18 protein-coding genes are annotated in these 20562 nt (G+C 58.5%); 15 read left to right on the plus strand and 3 right to left on the minus strand.

Features of this window, described 5'->3' with window-relative positions; genetic code table 11:
- Positions 1 to 238: 238 nt before the first annotated feature.
- The 9 genes from MHK09_RS02570 to ffh all read left to right on the plus strand — a co-directional run bounded on the left by MHK09_RS02570 (position 239) and on the right by ffh (position 10833).
- On the plus strand, positions 239 to 3217 hold the full coding sequence (locus MHK09_RS02570; RefSeq protein WP_250412587.1) for a DUF4040 family protein: 2979 nt from the start codon (positions 239 to 241) through the stop codon (positions 3215 to 3217).
- Complete coding sequence (locus MHK09_RS02575; RefSeq protein WP_250412588.1) at positions 3217 to 3693, plus strand: sodium:proton antiporter; 477 nt, start codon at positions 3217 to 3219, stop codon at positions 3691 to 3693. The genes MHK09_RS02570 and MHK09_RS02575 overlap by 1 nt, the downstream gene beginning before the upstream one ends.
- On the plus strand, positions 3693 to 5234 hold the full coding sequence (locus MHK09_RS02580) for a monovalent cation/H+ antiporter subunit D family protein (RefSeq protein ID WP_179386667.1): 1542 nt from the start codon (positions 3693 to 3695) through the stop codon (positions 5232 to 5234). The genes MHK09_RS02575 and MHK09_RS02580 overlap by 1 nt, the downstream gene beginning before the upstream one ends.
- A complete protein-coding gene (locus tag MHK09_RS02585; protein WP_005325271.1) occupies positions 5235 to 5768 on the plus strand; it encodes a monovalent cation/H+ antiporter subunit E in 534 nt (177 codons plus the stop codon).
- Entirely contained in the window at positions 5765 to 6055 is a 291-nt protein-coding gene (locus tag MHK09_RS02590; RefSeq protein ID WP_005328765.1) for a cation:proton antiporter, read from the plus strand. Before MHK09_RS02585 ends, MHK09_RS02590 begins: the two co-directional genes overlap by 4 nt.
- 3 nt (positions 6056 to 6058) lie before the next feature.
- Positions 6059 to 6427 carry a Na+/H+ antiporter subunit G gene (locus MHK09_RS02595; protein ID WP_250412589.1) on the plus strand — a complete coding sequence of 123 codons (369 nt, stop codon included), beginning with the start codon at positions 6059 to 6061 and terminating at the stop codon, positions 6425 to 6427.
- A 230-nt stretch (positions 6428 to 6657) separates the two neighbouring features.
- A complete protein-coding gene (locus tag MHK09_RS02600; protein ID WP_005325265.1) occupies positions 6658 to 6996 on the plus strand; it encodes a P-II family nitrogen regulator in 339 nt (112 codons plus the stop codon).
- A gap of 6 nt (positions 6997 to 7002) precedes the next feature.
- Complete coding sequence (locus MHK09_RS02605) at positions 7003 to 9126, plus strand: [protein-PII] uridylyltransferase (protein WP_250412590.1); 2124 nt, start codon at positions 7003 to 7005, stop codon at positions 9124 to 9126.
- A 51-nt stretch (positions 9127 to 9177) separates the two neighbouring features.
- Positions 9178 to 10833 (plus strand): signal recognition particle protein, encoded by a 1656-nt coding sequence (ffh, locus tag MHK09_RS02610; RefSeq protein WP_250410021.1) that lies wholly within the window; start codon positions 9178 to 9180, stop codon positions 10831 to 10833.
- 150 nt (positions 10834 to 10983) lie between these two features.
- Here ffh and MHK09_RS02615 read toward each other — a convergent pair whose 3' ends face one another.
- Positions 10984 to 13251, minus strand: a complete 2268-nt coding sequence (locus tag MHK09_RS02615; RefSeq protein ID WP_250412591.1) for an acyltransferase family protein — start codon at positions 13249 to 13251, stop codon at positions 10984 to 10986.
- Between the two features lie 353 nt (positions 13252 to 13604).
- On the opposite strand from MHK09_RS02615, the gene rpsP reads away from it, so the two are divergent.
- Entirely contained in the window at positions 13605 to 14120 is a 516-nt protein-coding gene (gene rpsP, locus MHK09_RS02620) for a 30S ribosomal protein S16 (protein ID WP_005325261.1), read from the plus strand.
- Between the two features lie 219 nt (positions 14121 to 14339).
- Here rpsP and MHK09_RS02625 read toward each other — a convergent pair whose 3' ends face one another.
- Both MHK09_RS02625 and MHK09_RS02630 read right to left on the minus strand, forming a co-directional pair.
- The gene (locus MHK09_RS02625) at positions 14340 to 15026 is read right to left on the minus strand and encodes a TetR/AcrR family transcriptional regulator (protein ID WP_250412592.1); all 687 of its coding nucleotides are present in this window, start codon (positions 15024 to 15026) and stop codon (positions 14340 to 14342) included.
- 38 nt (positions 15027 to 15064) lie between these two features.
- On the minus strand, positions 15065 to 15469 hold the full coding sequence (locus MHK09_RS02630; RefSeq protein ID WP_250412593.1) for a cupin domain-containing protein: 405 nt from the start codon (positions 15467 to 15469) through the stop codon (positions 15065 to 15067).
- 106 nt (positions 15470 to 15575) lie between these two features.
- On the opposite strand from MHK09_RS02630, the gene rimM reads away from it, so the two are divergent.
- From rimM to MHK09_RS02655, 5 genes are all read left to right on the plus strand, one after another.
- Positions 15576 to 16073, plus strand: coding sequence for a ribosome maturation factor RimM (rimM, locus tag MHK09_RS02635; RefSeq protein ID WP_239228116.1), 498 nt, complete (start codon positions 15576 to 15578; stop codon positions 16071 to 16073).
- A complete protein-coding gene (gene trmD, locus MHK09_RS02640) occupies positions 16070 to 16942 on the plus strand; it encodes a tRNA (guanosine(37)-N1)-methyltransferase TrmD (RefSeq protein WP_179386660.1) in 873 nt (290 codons plus the stop codon). Before rimM ends, trmD begins: the two co-directional genes overlap by 4 nt.
- The gene (locus MHK09_RS02645) at positions 16942 to 17316 is read left to right on the plus strand and encodes a hypothetical protein (protein ID WP_179386659.1); all 375 of its coding nucleotides are present in this window, start codon (positions 16942 to 16944) and stop codon (positions 17314 to 17316) included. Before trmD ends, MHK09_RS02645 begins: the two co-directional genes overlap by 1 nt.
- A gap of 118 nt (positions 17317 to 17434) precedes the next feature.
- On the plus strand, positions 17435 to 18067 hold the full coding sequence (locus tag MHK09_RS02650) for a hypothetical protein (RefSeq protein ID WP_005325248.1): 633 nt from the start codon (positions 17435 to 17437) through the stop codon (positions 18065 to 18067).
- Between the two features lie 143 nt (positions 18068 to 18210).
- Positions 18211 to 20544 (plus strand): Tex family protein, encoded by a 2334-nt coding sequence (locus tag MHK09_RS02655; protein ID WP_250412594.1) that lies wholly within the window; start codon positions 18211 to 18213, stop codon positions 20542 to 20544.
- Positions 20545 to 20562: the final 18 nt, after the last annotated feature.

Genomic DNA, 20562 nt, shown 5'->3' on the forward strand with positions numbered 1-20562 from the left:
CTGTCGGTTCGCAGACTATACAAAAAGTCCTATGCAATTGGCGCGGGAATAAGTCCTGCTGAGCGCCTGTGAATTCTCTGCCTGCGAGCGTAATTGTGGCGGTTGTGCTTGCCTTTTACGTAGCGTAGGGGAATGCTGCAATGTGGTTTGACCTTGGCGGGAATGGTAGCCTGAAAGGGCTGTATTTAATGCGAAATTCGCATTAAACCTAGACCAAGGTTCGTGAGGCAAGTATTTCGTGACGCTACTTTATGCAGTCCTCCTCGCGGCGCTGGCAGTGATCTTGGCACCGGTAACCGTGAAGGTTATTGACCGAAAGGCAGGCTATCCACTAGCTGGCCTTTTTCTTATTGCAGCGGTCCTCATCGCCAAGGAATTTCCTGCCATTGCAGCCGGGGAGGAATTAAGTTTCCACGCCACTTGGGTGCGTGATTTCATCGCACCAGGCGTCGACGTAAGTTTTGCTCTCCGCGGGGACGCGTTGAGCATCTTCTTCGCTATGTTGGCGCTGGTCATTGGCGCCGTCGTTTTCACGTATTCGGCGGCCTATTTGCCCAAGAATGAGGGCAACACCAGCTTTTATACCTTGATGACAGCGTTCACGCTGTCCATCTTGTTGCTGGTTCTGGCCAACGACGTGGTGGTTTTGTTCTTTGCCTGGGAGCTAGTCTCCTTGGCTTCGTTTATGTTGATTGCTCGCTCCGGTTCAGGCGGCGAGGCTGGTTCGCAGCGCACACTGATCCTGACCTTTATTGGTGGATTGACCCTGCTGACCGGCTTGGGTATTGCCGCGACGGTGACCGGATCGACTACCATTTCTGATATCTTGGCGTCCCCTGTATGGACGGAACGCCCAGGGATAACGGCAGCCGTAGCCGTGTTGATTGCGGCGTCCGCCTTTACTAAGGCGGCACAGTTCCCATTCCATTTCTGGTTGCCAGAGGCTATGGCCGCCGCCACCCCGGTATCGGCCTTCCTTCACGCAGCAGCGGTGGTCAAGGCCGGTGTGTACCTGCTTATTCGTTTTTCCACTATCTTCCACGATGTGGCGGTGTGGAATTGGTTGCTCATCGTCGTAGGCATGGGCACCGCGGTGATGTCCGCGGTATTTGCAGTGCAGAAGACGGATCTGAAAAAGCTTACGGCCTATTCCACCGTCTCCCATCTGGGCTGGATTGTTGCCACCATTGGCGTGGGTACCCCGTTCGCTATCGCTGCAGCGTTGGTCCACACTCTGGCGCACGCGCTGTTTAAGTCCTCTCTGTTTATGCTCATTGGCGTCATCGACCATGAGGCTGGGTCGCGCGATATTCGCCGCCTAGGACCACTGTGGAATAAGATGCCGTGGACATTTGGCTCCGTAGTAATTGGTGCGGCCTCGATGGCTGCGGTGCCACCGCTTCTGGGCTTTGTGTCCAAAGAGGGAATGCTCACGGCGTTTGAGGACGCCCCGATTGGCGGCGCGGGCCAGGTAGTCCTGCTCATCGTTGCTGGCATCGGTGCCTTTTTCACCTTTACTTACTCCGCAAAGATTGTCTTCGGCGCCTTCTTTGACGGACCTCGCGACATGGGACATGTCCATGAAGCCCCAGTGTCGCTCTGGCTGCCCGCCGCTTTGCCGGGCTTTATGTCCCTGCCGCTGGTATTTGTGCTCGGGCTCTTTGATGCCCCGATTGATGATGCAGTGGCTGCCGTGGGATTGGAGCATCATTCGCACCTTGCCCTCTGGCACGGGCTCAACGTTCCTTTCCTTATCTCGCTAGTGGTCCTCATCGTCGGTATTGCCGGTATCTTTGCCCGCAAGAAGATGTGGGCAAGCTTTGAAGCCCACGAGTTCATGCCGCGCAGCGGCAATGATTTGCTGTATTCACTGATGAAGGGTTGCTCCCAGTTGGGGCGCGTCCTGGGCAAGATGTCCGATTCGCATAATCCATCCCGCCATATGGTGCCGATTGTCATTTTGATTATCGTGCTGGCAGCTACCACCCTCATTCGCGATGGCGTCGACGGGGTAGCACTGCAGCCACGGGTGGCTGGCCTGGATAACCCATGGGACCTGCTGCCACTGGGCATCATCGCCCTGGCGATGTTTGGACTGGTTCGCACCCAGAATCGTTTGACCGGTGCCATCATGATTGGCATTGCCGGCTCGGGCGTGACCCTGCAGATGTTCCTGCTGGGCGCACCTGACGTGGCGCTGACCCAGTTTATGGTGGAGGCCCTGTCCGTCATCGTCATGATGATGGTGCTGCGCTACCTGCCAGAAACCTTCCATCCGGTGAAGAACAAATCCCGCAAGACCGGCTCCATCGTCATTGCGGTCTTGGCCGGCGTGGCTGCGTTCCTAGGTGTGTGGGGACTCATGGGTCGACACGAGCGCTCCGATTTGGCCATGTGGTACCTGGACAATGCTCCGGACATCACCGGCGGCGACAACGTTGTCGCTACTATCATCGTGGAGTTCCGTGCACTCGATACCTTGGGCGAGCTTTCCGTACTGGGCATGGCTGCGGTGGTTATTGCAGCCATCACCACGACGTTGCCGCGATTCCCGTTCAAGTCGGGTACACGCCCAGCGCCGTTTGGCCAGTCCCAGCTGAACTCCGTGCCATTGCGCAAGGGCGTGCACGTGGTTATCCCGCTGTTGGTCATTATGTCCGTCATCGTTTTCTTCCGCGGGCACAATGCCTCCGGCGGCGGCTTCCCCGCAGCGCTGATCATGGGCGCGGCAATCGGGCTTATCTATCTGTCCCGTGGCTCCGATGAAATCGTCTTCGGCCGCATGACTCCGATTCACCTGACCGGTATCGGCATCATCACCGCCTTGATCGCCGGCTTTGTGGGCTACTTGCACCACGGCATTGGCAATGGTGGCTTCCTGGCTGCCATCCATGCCGAAGCCTTTGGCCAACACTGGACCACCTCGCTCATCTTCGACTTGGGCATCTACCTAGCGGTGCTGGGCATGTTGACCATGGCGATTAACGCTTTGGGCGGCTATTTGCGCCCAGGTACTGAGCGCGACTTCTTGCCATGGGTCCATGATGATGATTCCGCGCTGCCTACGACTCCGCGCATTTCGCTCGAGGATGTCGACGATCCGTACCCAGACCCGATCAACCCTTCGACCGATCCGTTGGCCTTGCTGACGCCTTCGGAAGCAAAGACGAAGAGGAAGAATAAGCGCTCCGCGGCTAACCGGGGAGGGGAGAAGTAATGCTCCTTGCATTGACTATTGCTTTGCTCATCGGCAGTGCTGTCTATCTCATCCAGCAGCGCGGCCTGGTACGCATCGTGTTGGGCATGATGGCCTTTGGCCACGGTGCCAACCTGATGCTGCTGGCTACGGGCGTGTATTCCTACCGCGGAGAGTCCTTCCCATCCCAGGTTCCGCACGATCAGATGGCCGACCCGCTGCCGCAGGCCTTCGTGCTGACCGCCGTTGTTATTTCCATGGCAACCTCGACCATCTTGTTGACGATGGCGGCCATGGGCAAGAACGACGACACCGACGTGGTGGAGCCGGTTGATGACAACACCATCGACCATGCCTTTTCGACCTTGGGTCGAGATGCCCAGAATCGCCAAATTTTGGAAGAGTCCACCAATCAGCTTGACCGAATTGGTCAGGTGGACCACAACACTCCCGTTGCAGAACGCGGGGCAACTCAACAGAAGGAGGATGACAAATAATGGCTGATGCTGTAGCTCAACTCCTTCCGCTATTTCCAGCGGTCCCGCTGATTGCAGCGGCCTTCGCATTGCTGGCACCGTGGCGTGCGGTACGCGATTCCATCATGCTTATCATCCCGGGCGTTGGAATTTTCGCCGGCTTGGGTCTGCTCATCTACACCATGAACAATGGGGTAGTAGCCCATACCGTTGGCCTGTATCAAGGCAATGTGGGTATTCCGTTTGCGGCGGATGCCTTCTCCGCGTTGATGATCATTACTACGATGATCGTCGCGTTTGGTGCCAACTGGTTTGCCATTGTGGGCGGAGAGACTAAGTCTCGCTACTATCCTTCGCTCACCCTGATCTTGATCACTGGTGTGTGCGGCGCATTGCTCACCGCCGACCTCTTTAACTTCTTCGTCTTTATTGAGGTCATGCTTTTGCCGTCTTATGGCCTTATCACCATGTCTGGTACGTGGTCGCGCTTGGCAGCCGGCCGTGCCTTCGTCTTGGTTAACCTTTTCGCCTCCACCTTGTTGGTTGTTGGCGTGGGTTATATGTATTCGGTTACCGGTGCGGTTAACCTGGGCGCGCTGAAGGGCGCAGCGGCAGGCAATGGGCCGGTGACCGTGGCAGCAGGCTTGATCCTCATTGCGATTACCGCCAAGGCCGGCGTGTTCCCCGTGCAGTCGTGGCTGCCACGCACCTACCCAGGGACCTCGGCCGCGGTGATGGGCCTGTTTTCCGGCCTGCACACCAAAGTGGCCGTCTACATGCTCTACCGCCTCTACGTGCAGCTATTCGATCTGGAGCAGCGCTGGAATGTGCTGATCATCGTCATCATGATTATCTCCATGATGATCGGCGCCTTTGGCGGCCTAGCGGAAAATTCCATCCGCCGCGTCCTCGGCTACCAGATGCTCAACGGCATGCCCTTCATTTTGGTCATGCTTGCGTTTACCTCTGATGACCCACGTCGCGCACTGGCAGCCGGCATCATGTACACGATTCACCACATGCTGACCGTTGGTTCGCTGATTTTGGCCTCTGGTGCCATTGAGGAGACCTACGGCACTGGCTTGCTCAGCAAGCTTTCCGGCCTTGCTCGCCGCGACCCCATCATCGCGTGGATTTTCGCTGCCGGTGCATTCTCCGTCGTGGGCTTCCCACCGTTCTCGGGAATGTGGGGCAAGCTGATGATCGTCTTCGAGGTTGCCCGCGTGGGCGGTGCTTGGGCCTGGATTGCTATCGCGGCCATCATCATCGCTTCCTTCGCTGCCTTCTTGGCTATGCTGCGCGTGTGGCGCAAGGTCTTTTGGGGCAAGGGACTGCCGGAAGACAAGGTTCCGGATGAACTGGTCATCCGCAAAAAGCTCATGGCCCCATCCGCCGCTCTCATCCTTGGTTCGCTGTGCATGTTCATCTTCTCCGGCATCGTCCTCGATGTCGTGGATGCTGCAGCGGAGCAGCTTTTGGACACTAACGCATATACTGAAACCGTCTTGGGCGACGAGCCGATTGCCGTTCCCACTATCGATGAAATCCAGGAGGGCCGTTAAATGAACGCAATTGTGTATGCATTGTGGCTCATCAAGGAGATTTTCGTCGCCGGCATTAGCTTGGCACTGGCGGCCTTCAAACCGGATAACGAATATAACCCAGTTATCATTCGTTACCCACTGCGCGTGACTAGCGCCTGGGAGATCTTCTGGTTTACGTCTTCCATTACCGCAACCCCGGGCACGCTCTCGCTCGGTTTGCGTGAACCGCCCCGCAAGGGGCTGCCGCGCATCGTGCTGGTACAGGCCGTGCAAGGATCCGACCCAGCGGGAATCGTCGCTGATCTTGCTGATATGGAACAGCGCCTCGCCCCGCGGGTTAAGGACATCGATTACGGCGTCCCGGGTCAAGGGGAGACTACGGAATTGGATGAGGCTTTCTACGAGTATCCGCTCGAGTCCGTCGGTCGTTATATGCGCTCGCCTGACTTGGCTCGGGCGGAGGACACTCCGCTTTCAGAAAGCGAAGCGGACGTCGAAAAGCCAAAGCGCCGCGCCCGCAACGTACAACGCAGAAAGGAGACCGAGCGATGATTGACTTTGCCACATTGTCCCCGTTCGGCTGGGTCGTATTTGTTTGCGTATTCATCATGGGTATCGCCACGTGGTGCGGCGTGCTGCTGGCGCTTCGCACGCGCGATGAGCTCACCCGCGCCATTACCTCGGATATCGTTTTCTACGGCATGATCTGCATGTATTTGGCGTGGTCGATGACCAATAACGCCCCGATGGCGTATTACATTGCACTCCTTGGAGCCATTGCCGCCGGTGTGCTACCGACGCTATCGATGGCCCGCATTATTTCGAAGGGCAGGCGATAAACCATGGCCATTTCTGAAATTATCGCTTCGGTCCTGCTTATCATCGCTACTATCTTGGTGGTCGCTACGGTGGTGTCTCTGTGGCGAGCGCCCGATGCCTTGACCCGTGCCAACCTGTTGGGCCCTACCGTGGGACTTGCGGTGCCGCTGATCATCGTAGCCAAGCTAGTCGTGGACTTTGGCCGCGATGGTTTTTCGCTGTGGCTGCTCATCCAAGCACTGATTGCCTGCTTCGGTGTATGGATCATCGGCTCGGTAGGTTCCTTTTATCTGGGCCGCTCCATCTATGGCGTAACTGTCACCGACGTCAAGCACGCCAAGCACAACCATAAGAAAATTCAGACCGTGCAAGCAGAGGAAGACGATATCTAGTCTTCTTCAGCTCCTTCTGGCGGCGAGCCTTTTCTGCTCCTGTGCGTAGCTGCGGGGAGAACAGAACAGCTCGCCGCTTTTCTGGTTGCACAGTGGGGTCTTCTGAGCCCACCAGCGCCCTGGATTCACAATGTGGAAAAGTTGCACAGCAATTGCTGTGCTCGGGCTAGAATGGATGCACGTTATTCGGTGCCTCTAGACCCGCCCCGAAGAGTTAGCAAGGAGTAACAATGAAACTCATCACGGCCATCGTTAAGCCCTTCACCCTGCCGGAAATCCGTCAGGCTCTGGAGCAGCAGGAAGTACGCGGCCTCACTGTTACTGAAAGCCAGGGCTTTGGGCAGCAGCGTGGACACAGCGAGGTATACCGCGGAGCAGAATACGCCACTGACTTTGTGCCCAAGGTCAAGCTGGAGGTTGTTGCGGCCGATGACCACGTTGAAGACATCATTAATGCCATCGTGGATGCTGCCTACACGGGCAAGATCGGCGACGGCAAGCTGTGGGTAACCCCAGTTGAAGATGCCATTCGTGTGCGCACTGGCGAGCGCGGCGAGGCGGCACTTTAAGCCCGCATGCATACCGCCGCACAGATTCGCGCCGAGGCCCATGCCTCGGCGCTTCGTGTATTGCGCAGTCTCGAGCTTCCTCCAGGAACCGCGCTCGCTGCCACCGGTTCCTTTGCCCGCAATGAGATGACTCCGTACTCGGATATTGATGTCATCCTCATCTATCCGGAAGGCCACGAGCCAGATCCGGCTCTGGTGGAGCAGCTGTGGTATCCCGTGTGGGATGCCAAGTACCGCCTGGATTATGCCCTGCGCACCCCACAAGAGTGCGGGGCGATTGCCGCCGAGGATGCCTCTGCCGGCTTTGCCCAGTTGGATTTGGCCTTTGTAGCAGGGCGCAAGGTCCTGGTGGATGAGGCGCGGGCGCAATTGCTTGCGGCGTGGCGGCGCCAGCTGCAGCGCGGCTTTGATGATTTCTTGGATACCGCGATTACTCGGTGGAAACGTTCGGGCGCGGTGGCAGCGATGACGAACCCGGACCTGAAGAATGGGCGCGGGGGACTGCGCGATATTCAGCTCTTGCGCGCGATGGCCTTGGGTAACCTGTGCGACTTTCCAGATCTGGACGGTGAGCAGCGGCTGCTTCTCGACGCCCGCACGCTCCTGCACGTCACAGCCCGGCGCCACCGGGACATACTGGATCCCGAGTTCGCCGCCGACGTAGCGGCGGATCTGGGTTTTGAAAGCCGCTATGCCTTGACAGCGGCTTTGGTCAGCGCTGCGGCCACGGTCAATAAGGCGGTGGAGCGCGGCCTTGCAACCGCCCGTGGGGTGCTAGGCCGTAATGCTTCAGTGTCCGGCCGGGGTCGGCGCCGCCCGCTCGATGTGGACGTGGTGTCCGAGGGCGGCAACATTTTCCTTTCCCGCAATCCAAATGTAGAGGACCCGTGGCTGCTCACCCGCGTGGCGGCTGCCGCGGCACGCACGGGATATATCATCGCCGAGGCCACGTGGCACCAGCTCCAAGAACTGCCCGAGCTGCCGCCACGCTGGCCGCGGGCAGCGGTGGATGATTTCTTCGCTATTTTGTCCTCGCCGCGATGCACGCCGCGCGTCATACAGGACTTGGACCGCTATGGCCTATGGGAACGCTTAGTCCCAGAATGGGGGCATGTGCGCGGCTTATTGCCGCGCGAGCGCAGCCACGTCCATGCAGTGGACCATCATCTCATCGCTACGGTTACCCGCTGTGCGGAAATGCGTATCTCGGTGGCTCGACCGGACTTATTGCTTTTGGCGGCGCTTTACCATGACATAGGCAAGGGCTACGGGCGCCCTCATGCGCAAGTAGGTGCGGAGATGATTACCCGTCAGGCAGCCCGTATGCGGTTGAGCGTCGCCGATAGGTCGCGCGCCCAAACCCTGGTGGCAGAACATACCACCTTGGCGCGGTTAGCGGCGACGATGGATCCGGCCTCCGACGCCGCTCGCGACACCTTATTGGCTGCCGCGCATTATGATCAGCTAACTATTTCCCTGTTAGCGGTTTTGGCAGAGGCGGATGCCCAATCGACCGGGCCTGGCGTGTGGACACCGCGAGTGGAGCAAGCACAGAAGCTGATCGTTGCGCGGGCACTCGAGGCGCTCAAACCGCGTGTTCTCGACCGCCCTGCTGTGCATGTACCCCTATCTACCGAAGGCGTTGCGCTCAAAGTGGATTGGGAAGACCAAGAAGTCAGCGTGTCGTGGTGCGGTACCTCTCAAGGGGAGCTAAAGCGCATCTTCGCCTTGTTATCGGCGCTGGGGTGGACCATCGTGCGAGCGAATATCGTTCGCGAGGACGATGGTGCCTATAAGGCGGAGTTTTTCATCCGCACGGTGCAGCAGACCCTAAAGGAAGCAGCGCAGGAGATAAGGTTTATCCAGTCCTATAACTCACGAACTTATACGGAGCTGCCGGTCATAGCAGGGGAGGTGACCACCGCGGCATTCGATGTGGGCGGTATTTTGGTCATCCGGACGGTCGAGCGCATCGGCGCTTTAGGCCACTTGGTAGAGGCACTGCCGGACTTTGTGTGGCTGCGCCATGAGGTTATGGGCGCGACAATGATCGTCAATGTGTACCTCGCCGGGCAGGTTTCTCGCGCTACCGTGGTGGGGAATGTGACCAGGGCCCTGGCTAGGGACTAAGATTGAATAGTTGAACTTTAGATCGATCTAAATTAAGGGAGCGCATCCGTAGTGTTTGACTCACTATCAGACCGCCTACAGTCAGCCCTGGCGGGCCTGCGCGGTAAGGGCAAACTGACCGAGGCTGATATCAATGCCACCGCTCGCGAGATCCGCCTCGCGCTGCTGGAAGCCGACGTGTCTTTGACCGTCGTCCGTGGCTTTATCAAGCGCATCAAGGAACGCGCCCGTGGCGCGGAAGTCTCTGAGGCGCTCAACCCGGCGCAGCAGGTAGTCAAGATCGTCAATGAGGAGCTCATTGAGATCCTGGGTGGCGAAACTCGCCGCCTGAACCTGGCTAAGAACCCGCCGACGGTGATCATGCTTGCCGGCCTGCAGGGTGCTGGTAAAACCACCCTGGCCGGTAAGTTGGCCAAGCACCTGGCTAAGCAGGGCCATACCCCGATGCTGGTGGCCTGTGACTTGCAGCGTCCAGGCGCGGTGCAGCAGCTGCAAATCGTCGGCGAGCGCGCTGAGGTGCCGACCTTCGCACCGGATCCGGGAACCTCCCTGGACTCCAACGAGCATGAAATGGGTACCTCGCACGGGGACCCGGTGGACGTCGCCAAGCAGGGCATTGCTGAGGCCAAGCAGAAGCAGCACGATGTGGTCATCATCGATACCGCAGGCCGCTTGGGCATAGATGAGACTCTGATGACCCAGGCGCGCAATATCCGCGATGCCGTCAACCCGGACGAAGTCCTCTTTGTCATCGACTCCATGATCGGCCAGGATGCCGTGCAGACGGCCGAGGCCTTCCGCGATGGCGTGGACTTTACCGGCGTTGTTCTCACCAAGCTGGACGGTGACGCCCGCGGTGGTGCGGCCCTGTCCATCCGTGAGGTCACCGGCAAGCCCATCATGTACGCCTCTACCGGTGAGAAGCTCGATGATTTCGATGTCTTCCACCCGGAGCGCATGTCCAGCCGCATTCTGGGCATGGGTGATTTGCTCTCCCTTATCGAGCAGGCTGAAGCAACCCTGGACCACCAGAAAGCTGAGGAGGCAGCCTCTAAGCTGGGCTCTGGCGAGCTGACGCTCAATGACTTCCTTGAGCAGATGCTGATGATCCGCAAGATGGGCCCCATCGGCAACCTGCTGAAGATGATGCCCGGCGGCAAGCAGATGAATGAAATGGCCGCCATGGTGGATGAAAAGCAGCTGGACCGCATCCAGGCGATCATTCGCGGTATGACGCCGCAGGAGCGCGAGGATCCGAAGATTCTCAATGCTTCGCGCCGCAAGCGCATTGCAAATGGTTCTGGTGTCAGCGTTTCCGAGGTCAACCAGCTTATTGAGCGCTTCAACCAGGCTAAGAAAATGATGTCCAAGATGGCCGGCCAATTCGGCATGGGCGGCATGGGTGGTCGCTCCGCTACCAAGAAGAAGCCCAAGGGTCGCAAAGGCAAGAATGGCAAGCGAAAGAAGGGCAAAGGCGGCGGTGGCAACCGTGGCCCGAAGATGCCGGGCGGTATGCCGGGCATGGGCGGAATGCCAGGAATGCCCGGTGGCGGCGGCATGCCGTCCATGGAGGAGCTGCAAAAGCTCCAGCAGCAAATGGGCGGCGGCGGTGGCATGCCGGGCGGTATGCCTGGCATGCCGAAGATGCCAAAGGGAATGGAAAATATCGACCTCGATAACCTGGACTTTGGCAAGGGCAAAAAGTAGTGTTCCCCAGCCTTAAGGCATAAAGAAGGAGGCTTCCGCGTTGCTGCGGGAGCCTCCTTCTTATACGCTTGCCGACGCCGCCCTAAGCCCCAGCGCGCCTTCGCATGAGGCGCCTTCGCCCTCGGGGCTTGTGCACGACCGAGCTATGGCCTAGACGGCATCGTCTTGTGCAGCGTTGGGGTAGGGGACGGGGTTGGCATGCTGCTTGCCGGCGTTGGTAGGTGCTGCGGGTGCTTGCTCTACGGCTCCTGCAGCCTGCTCCGGTGGAATATCCGGGGCTTCCTGCTGGACTTTTTCCCCGTTGAGGAAGGGCTTTAGGGCCTCGCGAATCATCGGCATTGCTGATTCCGCAAAAGCGTTGGTGATGTGGTGCATGTCGCGGTAGACCATCGTATTGCCGATGATGACCGGGCAGTCACCATTGGCATCGCAGAACCACGGAGCGGTATCGATCGAGAGCATATTCTGGTACTTCGACAGCACGACTGCACCGGGGTCATAAGGCTGGTAGACCTGCTCAAAGCGCATGCCGCAGCCGTAGGCATCTTCAGTAGCGACGTAGCACTCATCAAACTCGCGTGGACGGCCTTCTTCGTCGAATCCCCACGGGTTATCGCGGAAGCCCAAGAAGGGAATATCGCGTTCGGCCAATTCCTCCCAGAATGCCTGGTAGCCGGCGGGCACGGCATCGGGGCCGGTGCCAAATTCATTTTGCGGGCGAGTGGTATTTGAGATAACCAAGGCCGGGTTCGCCTCTTCGATGCGATCCATGACCAGCTTGCCCCACTCGGCACACTCTGGGGTCACGGTGACATCGTCACCCAATTCAATCGGGCATCCCTGGCGCAGCAGCGGTACCAGCTTAAAGCCCATTTCCTTGCCTAAGCGGTCCAGCGGGGCAGAATACTGCTCCGCGTGGGAACCGCCCACCAAATAGACTTCCTTCTCTGCGTTGAGGTCACCGAAAATGCAGGGGGTCTTTCCATCCTTGCGGGTTTCGAAGAAGAAGTCAGCAGGCTGGCTATCTGGCACGAAGCACCAATTTGTCGCTACTGGTGGCTGGATTCCGCCGGCCAGAATCGGATCAGGCTTGACCTCCACGTTATCCGGCGGGGTGATGTCGTTGATGAACGTCGTTGCGCCGGGGTAGAGGGCAGGATCCAAAAGCTCCGCATCAGCATCATCAAGGGTGCGCATCCACAGTGGCTGGATAGCCAAGAGGCCGACAACAGCCGCAGCGACTACGACGCCGCCCACACCGCGGGCGGCACCGGCGGGTTTCTGCAAGGTCGAAAGGCCCTTACGTACCGGCAGATCCTCGGCCGTGGGGCGCTTGCGATGCTGGCGCAGGGGCTTTTCCAAAAAGCGGTGCGTGAGGTCCGCCAACACTAGCGAAATGACGATAATGATGACGCCCAACCACCACGACGGGGTTTCTTGACCCAGGTAGGAGGTGGACAAAATGAGCAATGGCCAGTGCCACAGGTAGAGCGGGTAGGCTACATCGCCCAGCCAGCGCGCCTGCTTGGAGGCCATGGCCTTGGAAATTTTGCCACCGCCGCCCAATATAATGAGCACGGCGCCGCCTAGTGGCAAGAGGGAAAGCGGGCCAGGATACGCAGTGGTATCCGCGATGATGGCACCAGTAAAGATGAGCATCAGAAGGCCCAGGCCGGTAAAGAGGTCATAGAGGCGGGCTGGAATCTTCCAGGAGGAACCGTAGATGGCCAAGACCGCGCCCAAGGTCAACTCCCAAGCGCGTGACCAGGTGGAATAGTAGTTCTCCGGAGTTCCGTAGAGGCCGTGGCGCGAAGCATAGGCGAAGGAGGCGATGGTGACCACGATGAGGATCGGGCCAGCAATCTGGTTGACCGTGGGGAAGCTGCGCTTGCCCAAAGGCTGCTGCTTCGGCCGGAACTTCATGATGGCAGCCAAGATGAGCGCGAAGGCAATGCCCATGATGTAGAACTGACCCTGCACGGCCATGGACCACATGTGCTGCAGCGGTGAGGTATCAGCCGCGGCCGCCGTGTAGTCGGCGTTTTGTTCCGCTAGCTCCCAGTTCTGGTAGTACAGCATGGTGGCTGTAATCTGCTGGGTGAGCTCGGTGCGCATGAGCTGCGGGGTGAAAACGCGCACCAGAATGTAGGTCACGCCGATGACCAAAACCAAGCTTGGTACCAGGCGCCGCAAGGTTCGCCAGATAGGCCACCATGGGTTCAGGGAGGCGTTGGGCTTGTTTGCGTAGCGCAGCTGGGAGCCCAAGAAGAAGTAGCCGGATAGCAGCAGGAATACGTCGACGCCGCCGGATACGCGTCCGACGAATACGTGGTAGATAACTACTAGGCCGATGGCAATACCGCGCAGACCATCAAGGTCATAGCGGTACCGGAAATTTCGCGGTGATTCTTTAGTCATAAACTGTCTTTTCGTGCGCCTATGCCCGGATGGTGGGGCGGAAGGCACGCCATACATATGAAACGAAATGTCTATATTCGGCCCTTAAGGGTACTCTGCTTAACTATCGCAGGCATAACGAACCTGCGTGCGTGGCGTAGTAATTTTTGAAAATGCAGCTGCTCGCGCTAAAATATCCCAGGTTATCTACTCGGATATTCTGAGCTAGATAAACTGAAGAACGTAATATTCTGCGTAGCACCGTTCCCGTCTACGGTCGGCCGGTATGTCACGCGCAGATAAAATCCAAGGGTTGAACCGGCGCACAACCTAGTGCGCGTCTGTACTGCCCAGTGACTAGTAAAGGAGCCAACATGGCTGTCAAGATCAAGCTGCAGCGCCTGGGCAAGGTCCGCGCTGCTGAGTACCGCGTTGTTATTGCTGATGCCCGCACCCGTCGTAACGGCAAGGTCATCGAGAACATCGGCATCTACCACCCGAAGGAAGAGCCTTCCCTCATCCAGATCGATTCCGAGCGTGCACAGCACTGGCTGTCCGTTGGCGCACAGCCAACCGAGCCGGTTCTCGCTCTGCTGAAGGTCACCGGTGACTGGCAGAAGCACAAGGGTCTGCCGGGCGCAGAGGGCACCCTGAAGGTTGCTGAGGAGAAGAAGTCCAAGCTGGAGATCTTCAACGAGGCACTGGCTGAGGCTAACAACGGCCCGACCATCGAGGCCATCACCGAAAAGAAGAAGAAGGCCAAGGAAGAGGCTGAGAAGAAGGCTGCTGAGGAAGCTGCTGCTGCAGAGGCTGCCGCTGCTGCCGCCGGCGAAGCTGACGCTGAGGCCGAGGAGAAGGCTGAGGAAGCTTCCGAGGAATCCGCAGAGTAATCTGCCTCCCTTGCTAAGCGCAAAGCGCTTCTAGCTTCGGGCCCCGCCGCTACGATCACTGGTCGTAGTGGCGGGGCCTTTGTAGTTGTAGGGGGAGGGGCCGGCACACAGTAACGACCGCGCACGCTAGTCCGTGGCGGGGCTGCGTGCGCGGTCGCTACTGGCAGTGACGCGCTAGAAAACTTTCGGCATCCATGTCGGGGATTTGCAAGTTCGCCCTTAGTTCTGTGGCTTGTAGTTGGGGTAGCGGCTGTAGACGTTAGAGGGTTCCTTAAAGTCCATGCCGCGCAGTGCACCTGCAACAACCGGTGTGAAAAGCTCGAGAATCTGCTCGCGTGGAAGCCGGGACAAAGGGCCGTCGATGGCAAGTACGGTAAATCCATGAATGGCCGACCAAGCCAACAGGGCATTCTGCATGAAATACGTAGCGTCAGTGGTGTTGTCCAGCGCTTCCGCGTGGCGGGACAACAGGGCGAAGAAATCGCGAATCTGCTGTAGGTGATCCATCTTCGGATCATCTTCCGTATTGGGATCTACGCCGAGCATGAAACGCAGCGCCTTCCACTCCAGCATGCAGCGGAAGAAATTGGTTTCATCCAGGGCAAACTCGAGGTAAGCGTAGCCGATTTGCATCAGGTGTTCTGGAAAATCTAGGCCCTCTGCAGTCTCGGTAGTCTCGTGTAAACGCCGGACCAACTCATCGGTGGCAAGCTCAGCGACCTTATCGTGCAGTTCTTCTTGGTCCTTGAAGTGGCGGTATGCGGAGGTAGGGGACACTCCTGCTTCGCGGGTTACTGCACGGACGGTGATGGCATCGGGGCCACTCCTTTTGCCCAGTTGAACCGCGATACGGAGCAGCTCATCGTGGAGGTTTCCATGATGGTAGGGCTTATTGTGCGTTTCCATAAAAGTCATTTTATCACCAAAACTTATGCGCGTATAAATTATTTGGTTAGCATGGTGAGCAGCAAAACTGCGGGGGTGGAAGGGTTGCCACTCTCGCTTGTGGCCTCGACTTTATGCACCTCATATGCAGGAAGGTGCACGATAGAGCCGGGGGTGAGCGTGATGGTTTCACTGCCGTAGCTGAAGTCAAGCTCACCGCGCAGCGCCTGCACGGTGATGGGATGTGCGGCCTTGTGATCGGGCAGAGACTGTCCTGGTGCGAAGCTAAAGAGAATGAGGTTGGCACCATCAGCGCTTAAGACGCGCTGTACGCCCGGGCGCGGGCGGTGCGGATCGGTATCAGGCGCGATGTCCAGCAGGTTTAGCGCGGACATGACGGAATCCTCACCTGAGTGAGAAGCCGCGCCAAACGTGTCCGGGGAGTTGGTCGGTAGATCGCTCATGAGCCCACTTTAACGACAATAAGACTCAAATTCTGGGTTTGCTTTCCAAAGCGCCAAAATTCATGACTGACAAGGGCAAAGAGGTCTGTGTTGTAGACTTTCCGCTATGGAATTGATGATTGGTCGCGTGATTAAATCGCACGGCGTGAAAGGTGAAGTCGTAGTCGAGGCCACTACGGATGAACCGGAGGTGCGCTTTGCGGTAGGGGAAGTTCTTCAGGGCACGCAGGGCAAAAAGGAGCACACACTAACTATCAAGGCGGTCCGGAGCCATAAGGGAAGGCTGCTCGTTACCTTTGAAGAGATAAAAGACCGAACAGTGGCGGATAGCCTACGTGGTACAAAGTTCTTTGCCGCTCCGCTTGACAGTGATGATGATGGCTTTTATGACCACGAGCTGGAAGGGCTTCGCGTACTTCTGGCGGGCGAGGAGATCGGTGAGGTCACATCGGTCATCCACGGCGGAAGTCAAGATTTGTTGGAGGTAAAACTCGACAACAGCAAGGAGGCGCTCATTCCCTTCGTGCATGCCATTGTTCCTGAGGTGAACCTTGAGGCCGGAACGTGCACCATCGATCCACCGGAAGGACTGCTTGACCTATGAGGCTTGACGTCATCACCATCTTTCCGGAGTACCTAGACCCGTTGCGGCATGCGCTTTTGGGAAAGGCCATTGAACAAGGTCGCCTTGAAGTAGGTGTGCACGATCTGCGGCAGTGGGCTACGGATGCGCATAAGTCTGTCGATGACTCGCCGTTCGGTGGTGGCCCCGGCATGGTTATGAAGCCAGAAGTTTGGGGGCCGGCGCTCGATAGCGTCGCCACGCGGGAAAGTGCGCCCAATCTAGAGTCTGCGTTGCCACACCTAAACCGTCCGCGCCACGATGAATTAGAAGGGGTTGAGGCGCAAGCCTATGCGGTTGATGCCACGGCCGATGAGGATAGCGACCTTCCACTGCTTATCGTGCCGACGCCGACGGGAAAACCGTTTAGCCAAGCAGATGCGCGGGCGTGGTCCAATGAGGAGCACATTGTTTTTGCCTGCGGGCGTTATGAGGGCATCGATCAGCGCGTGGTGGATGACGCCGCTCGGCGCTACCGTGTGCGCGAGGTTTCCATCGGCGATTATGTGTTGATCGGTGGGGAAGTGGCAACGTTGGTGATTGCAGAGGCAGTAGTGCGACTCATCCCTGGTGTGCTGGGAAATAAGCGCTCTCATGAGGAAGATTCCTTTTCTGATGGTCTATTGGAAGGCCCGAGCTATACCAAGCCGCGAGAGTGGCGTGGTCTAGCCGTGCCGGACGTACTCACCTCGGGAAACCACGGTTTGGTAGACAAATGGCGGAGGGAACAGGCATTGCTGCGCACGTGGCAGCGTCGCCCCGAACTCTTGGAGACGGCTGAGCTCGATAAGAAGGACAGGGCCTTTATCGCGGAGTTGAAACAAGAAGCTCACGCAGAGGGCGAAGGCTAATGGAGGTAAGCGCCGATCTTTCCGTGCTCATAGAGCCCAAGAAGTGGGAGAAAAGCCTCGAAGCATTGCCAGAGGTGCTGCGGGCACGGGGCTTTGAGCCGCTAAGCATTTTCGCTCTCCAGGTAGCGGAGGAGTGCACTGAAAGCAGCCCGCTAGCGCAGGAATATCGCTTCAGTTTCGGCCAGTGGCCACAAGGAATTCCGGTGTGGCGGCTCATCGTTAACGGAGAGACCACACAGTCCCTGGCTGCAGTAGCCTCCTTGGTGGCAGACTGCTTGCCGCCGCAAGCCCCCTGGGTGGGCAGTGCGGAAATCGGTTTTACGGAGATGGGGCTTGGTGCCCCGGCGGTGTGGCGGGCGGATTCTGGGTTATAAGCGGAATTTGGAAATCATTTAGCGCTTTTTCTGCCTAAACTGCAGCGCATATGCCTTCTAGGGTTATAGTAAAGGGGACATTCCCTCAGTTTCCTATTCCCAAGGTGGTCCCTGAACTATGACGGCTCCCAATGGCAATAACTACGGTGGATATAACCAGCAGCCGCCCCAGTACAATCAGCAGTATTATTCCCAGCCGCAGCAAAGCGGTGGCGTAGGCGGCGCCACCATCGCGGCAATTATCGCAGCCATTGTGGCGGTCATTGCGGTGGCCGCCATGGTCATCATGTTCGTGACCAATAACAAGGATGATGCATCGACCAGCGCTGCTGCCGATAGCCAATTCCAGCAGGCGGATGCGAATAGCGGATCCGGAACTGGGTCGGGGTCCGGCAAGAAGTCCGGTTCCTCCAAGGATTCTGCAGAGGATGAGGACTCCAGCCCGGTCACGGTGACCGAGACCAAGGAAGCCCCGGCACCAGCACCGGCACAGGCTGGTTCCGCTGGCTCCAGCAATGGACATTCCTGGGGTGATTACCCTAACTATTATGCGACGGGCCCGACTTCCAGTCCTTTTGCTCGCAACGTCTACACCGCTTTTATGAATAACTGGGTTGCGGGTGGCGGCACCAACGTCACCTTGAGCGTCCATTCGCCGACCACCGGTGGTACCTACACCATGTACTGCTCCGGTAGCTCCGCCCGGGTTACTTGCACCGGCGGCGATAACGCCCGCGTGGTTATCCACTAAGCACGCGCCGCACCTTCCTCCTTTCCCTGCTGGAAAGGAGGATTTGCGTTGAGAGGGGCGTCGGCAAGCGAAGGCGGTGTAAGGGCCGTGCGGTAAATTGGGTGGGTCTAATCCCAAACCTCGAGAAAGAGTGAGGAGACCACGTGAATATTGCGGCAACCATCGCCGCCGAGCTCAACGTCAAGGAATCGCAGGTTTCTACCGCGTTGCAGCTGCTTGCGGAGGGCAATACAGTGCCCTTTATCGCCCGCTACCGCAAGGAGGCCACCGGTGGGCTGGATGACTCCCAGCTGCGCACCATTGAAGAGCGCGCGAATTATTTAAAGGAGCTACAGGAGCGCAAGGAGACCATCCTTGCGGCGATTGAAGAGCAGGGCAAGCTTAGCGACGCCCTCAGGGAACAAATCCTTGCCTGCGAGACCAAAGCGCGCCTAGAGGACCTGTACCTGCCGTATAAGAAGCGCCGCAAAACCAAGGCCGATATTGCCCGCGAAGCCGGCCTAGAGGAGCTGACCGATAAGCTCATTGCGGATCCCAACGCGGCTCCAGAAGAGCTGGCACAGGGGTTTGTTACCGAGGGCTTTGAGGACACCAAGAAGGCCCTCGACGGTGCCCGCGCCATCTTGGTGGATCGCTTCGCGCTCGACGCGGATCTGGTGGGTGAAGTACGCGAGCGTATGTTCACTGAGGGCTCCATGGGCGCGCACGTTGTTGAGGGCAAGGAAGCTGAGGGCGCGAAGTTTAAGGATTACTTCGATTTCAACGAGCCTTTCCACAAGCTGCCTTCGCACCGCATTTTGGCGCTGCTGCGTGGCGAGAATGAGGGAGTGCTGCAGTTGCAACTAGATGCCGGCGATGACGCCGACTACGAGGACGCAATCGCCTCCCGCTTCGAGCTGGATCGCTCCTCCAAGTGGCTTGCCGACGCCGTCCATTGGGGCTGGCGCACCAAGCTCTATATTTCCTCCAGCCTGGACGTTCGCATGCGGCTGAAAGAGATTGCGGAGGAAGGCGCGCTAAAGATCTTTGCTACTAATCTGCGCGACGTGCTGCTCGCCGCCCCAGCCGGCCAGCGTGCCACCATCGGCTTGGACCCGGGCTACCGCAATGGTGTGAAGTGCGCGGTAGTGGACAAAACCGGCAAGGTACTCGATACCGCGATTGTCTACCCGCATCAGCCGCAGAACCAGTGGAACCAGGCTATTCAGACGCTGTCGACCCTGTGCGCCAAGCATTCTGTAGACCTTATGGCGATCGGCAACGGCACCGCCTCCCGCGAGACCGAGAAGCTTGCCCAGGAAATTGCGGACCTTATTAAACAGGCCGGCGGCCAGCGACCCACGCCCGTCGTGGTTTCCGAGTCCGGCGCCTCGGTCTACTCCGCCTCGCCGCTTGCGGCGGAGGAATTCCCCGACATGGATGTCTCGCTGCGCGGTGCGGTTTCCATCGCTCGCCGCTTGCAGGATCCTTTGGCTGAGTTGGTCAAGATCGATCCGAAGGCCATTGGTGTGGGGCAGTACCAGCACGACGTTAACCAGACGGCGCTCGCCCGCACCCTCGATGGCGTGGTGGAAAGTGCGGTAAACGGCGTGGGCGTGGATCTCAATACCGCTTCCGTCCCGCTGCTCGAGCGCGTAGCTGGCGTCAATTCCACCATCGCCGCCAATATTGTGGCCTACCGCAATGAAAATGGGTCCTTTGCCTCCCGCAAGGAACTGAAGAAGGTGCCGCGGCTTGGACCTAAGGCCTTTGAGCAGTCTGCAGGCTTCCTCCGCATCAACGGCGGTACCGATCCACTGGATTCCTCTGCCGTACACCCAGAGGCCTATCCTGTCGTCTCCCGCATCGCGGCGAAGACGGGCCTGGGTATTTCTGAACTTATTGGCAATACCCGCGTACTTAGCACGCTGGCGCCCGCAGACTTTGCGGATGAGACCTTCGGCATTCCTACGGTGACCGATATCATTGCCGAGCTGGATAAACCCGGACGTGACCCGCGCCCTGAGTTCAAGACCGCCACCTTTAAAGAAGGCGTACATAAGGTCTCCGATCTCACCCCGGGCATGATTCTTGAGGGCACGGTGACCAACGTGGCGGCTTTTGGCGCCTTTGTGGATGTCGGAGTCCATCAGGATGGCCTCGTCCACGTTTCTGCCATGAGCCACAAGTTTGTCTCCGATCCGCACGAGGTCGTGCGCTCTGGCCAGGTGGTCAAGGTGAAGGTCATGGAGGTTGATGTGTCGCGCCAGCGCATCGGCCTCTCCCTCCGGTTGGATGATGAACCGGGGCAGCCGGCTCCCAAACGCCGCGGTGATTCCCCACGTGGCTCCTCCAAGTCCGGCGGCAGGGGAGAAGGAAAGCGCTCCGGCCACAAGTCCGGCCGCGGATCCCGGGGCGGCTCGCGCGGCCGCACGGGTGGTGCAGGCAGCGCTGGTGGCGGAGCTATGGCCGATGCCCTGAAGAAGGCAGGTTTCTAGGTTCCTTACGCTGCGGTG

The organism is Corynebacterium tuberculostearicum (genome assembly GCF_022347235.1).
In the GTDB taxonomy this organism is placed as follows: Bacteria; Actinomycetota; Actinomycetes; order Mycobacteriales; family Mycobacteriaceae; genus Corynebacterium; species Corynebacterium tuberculostearicum_F.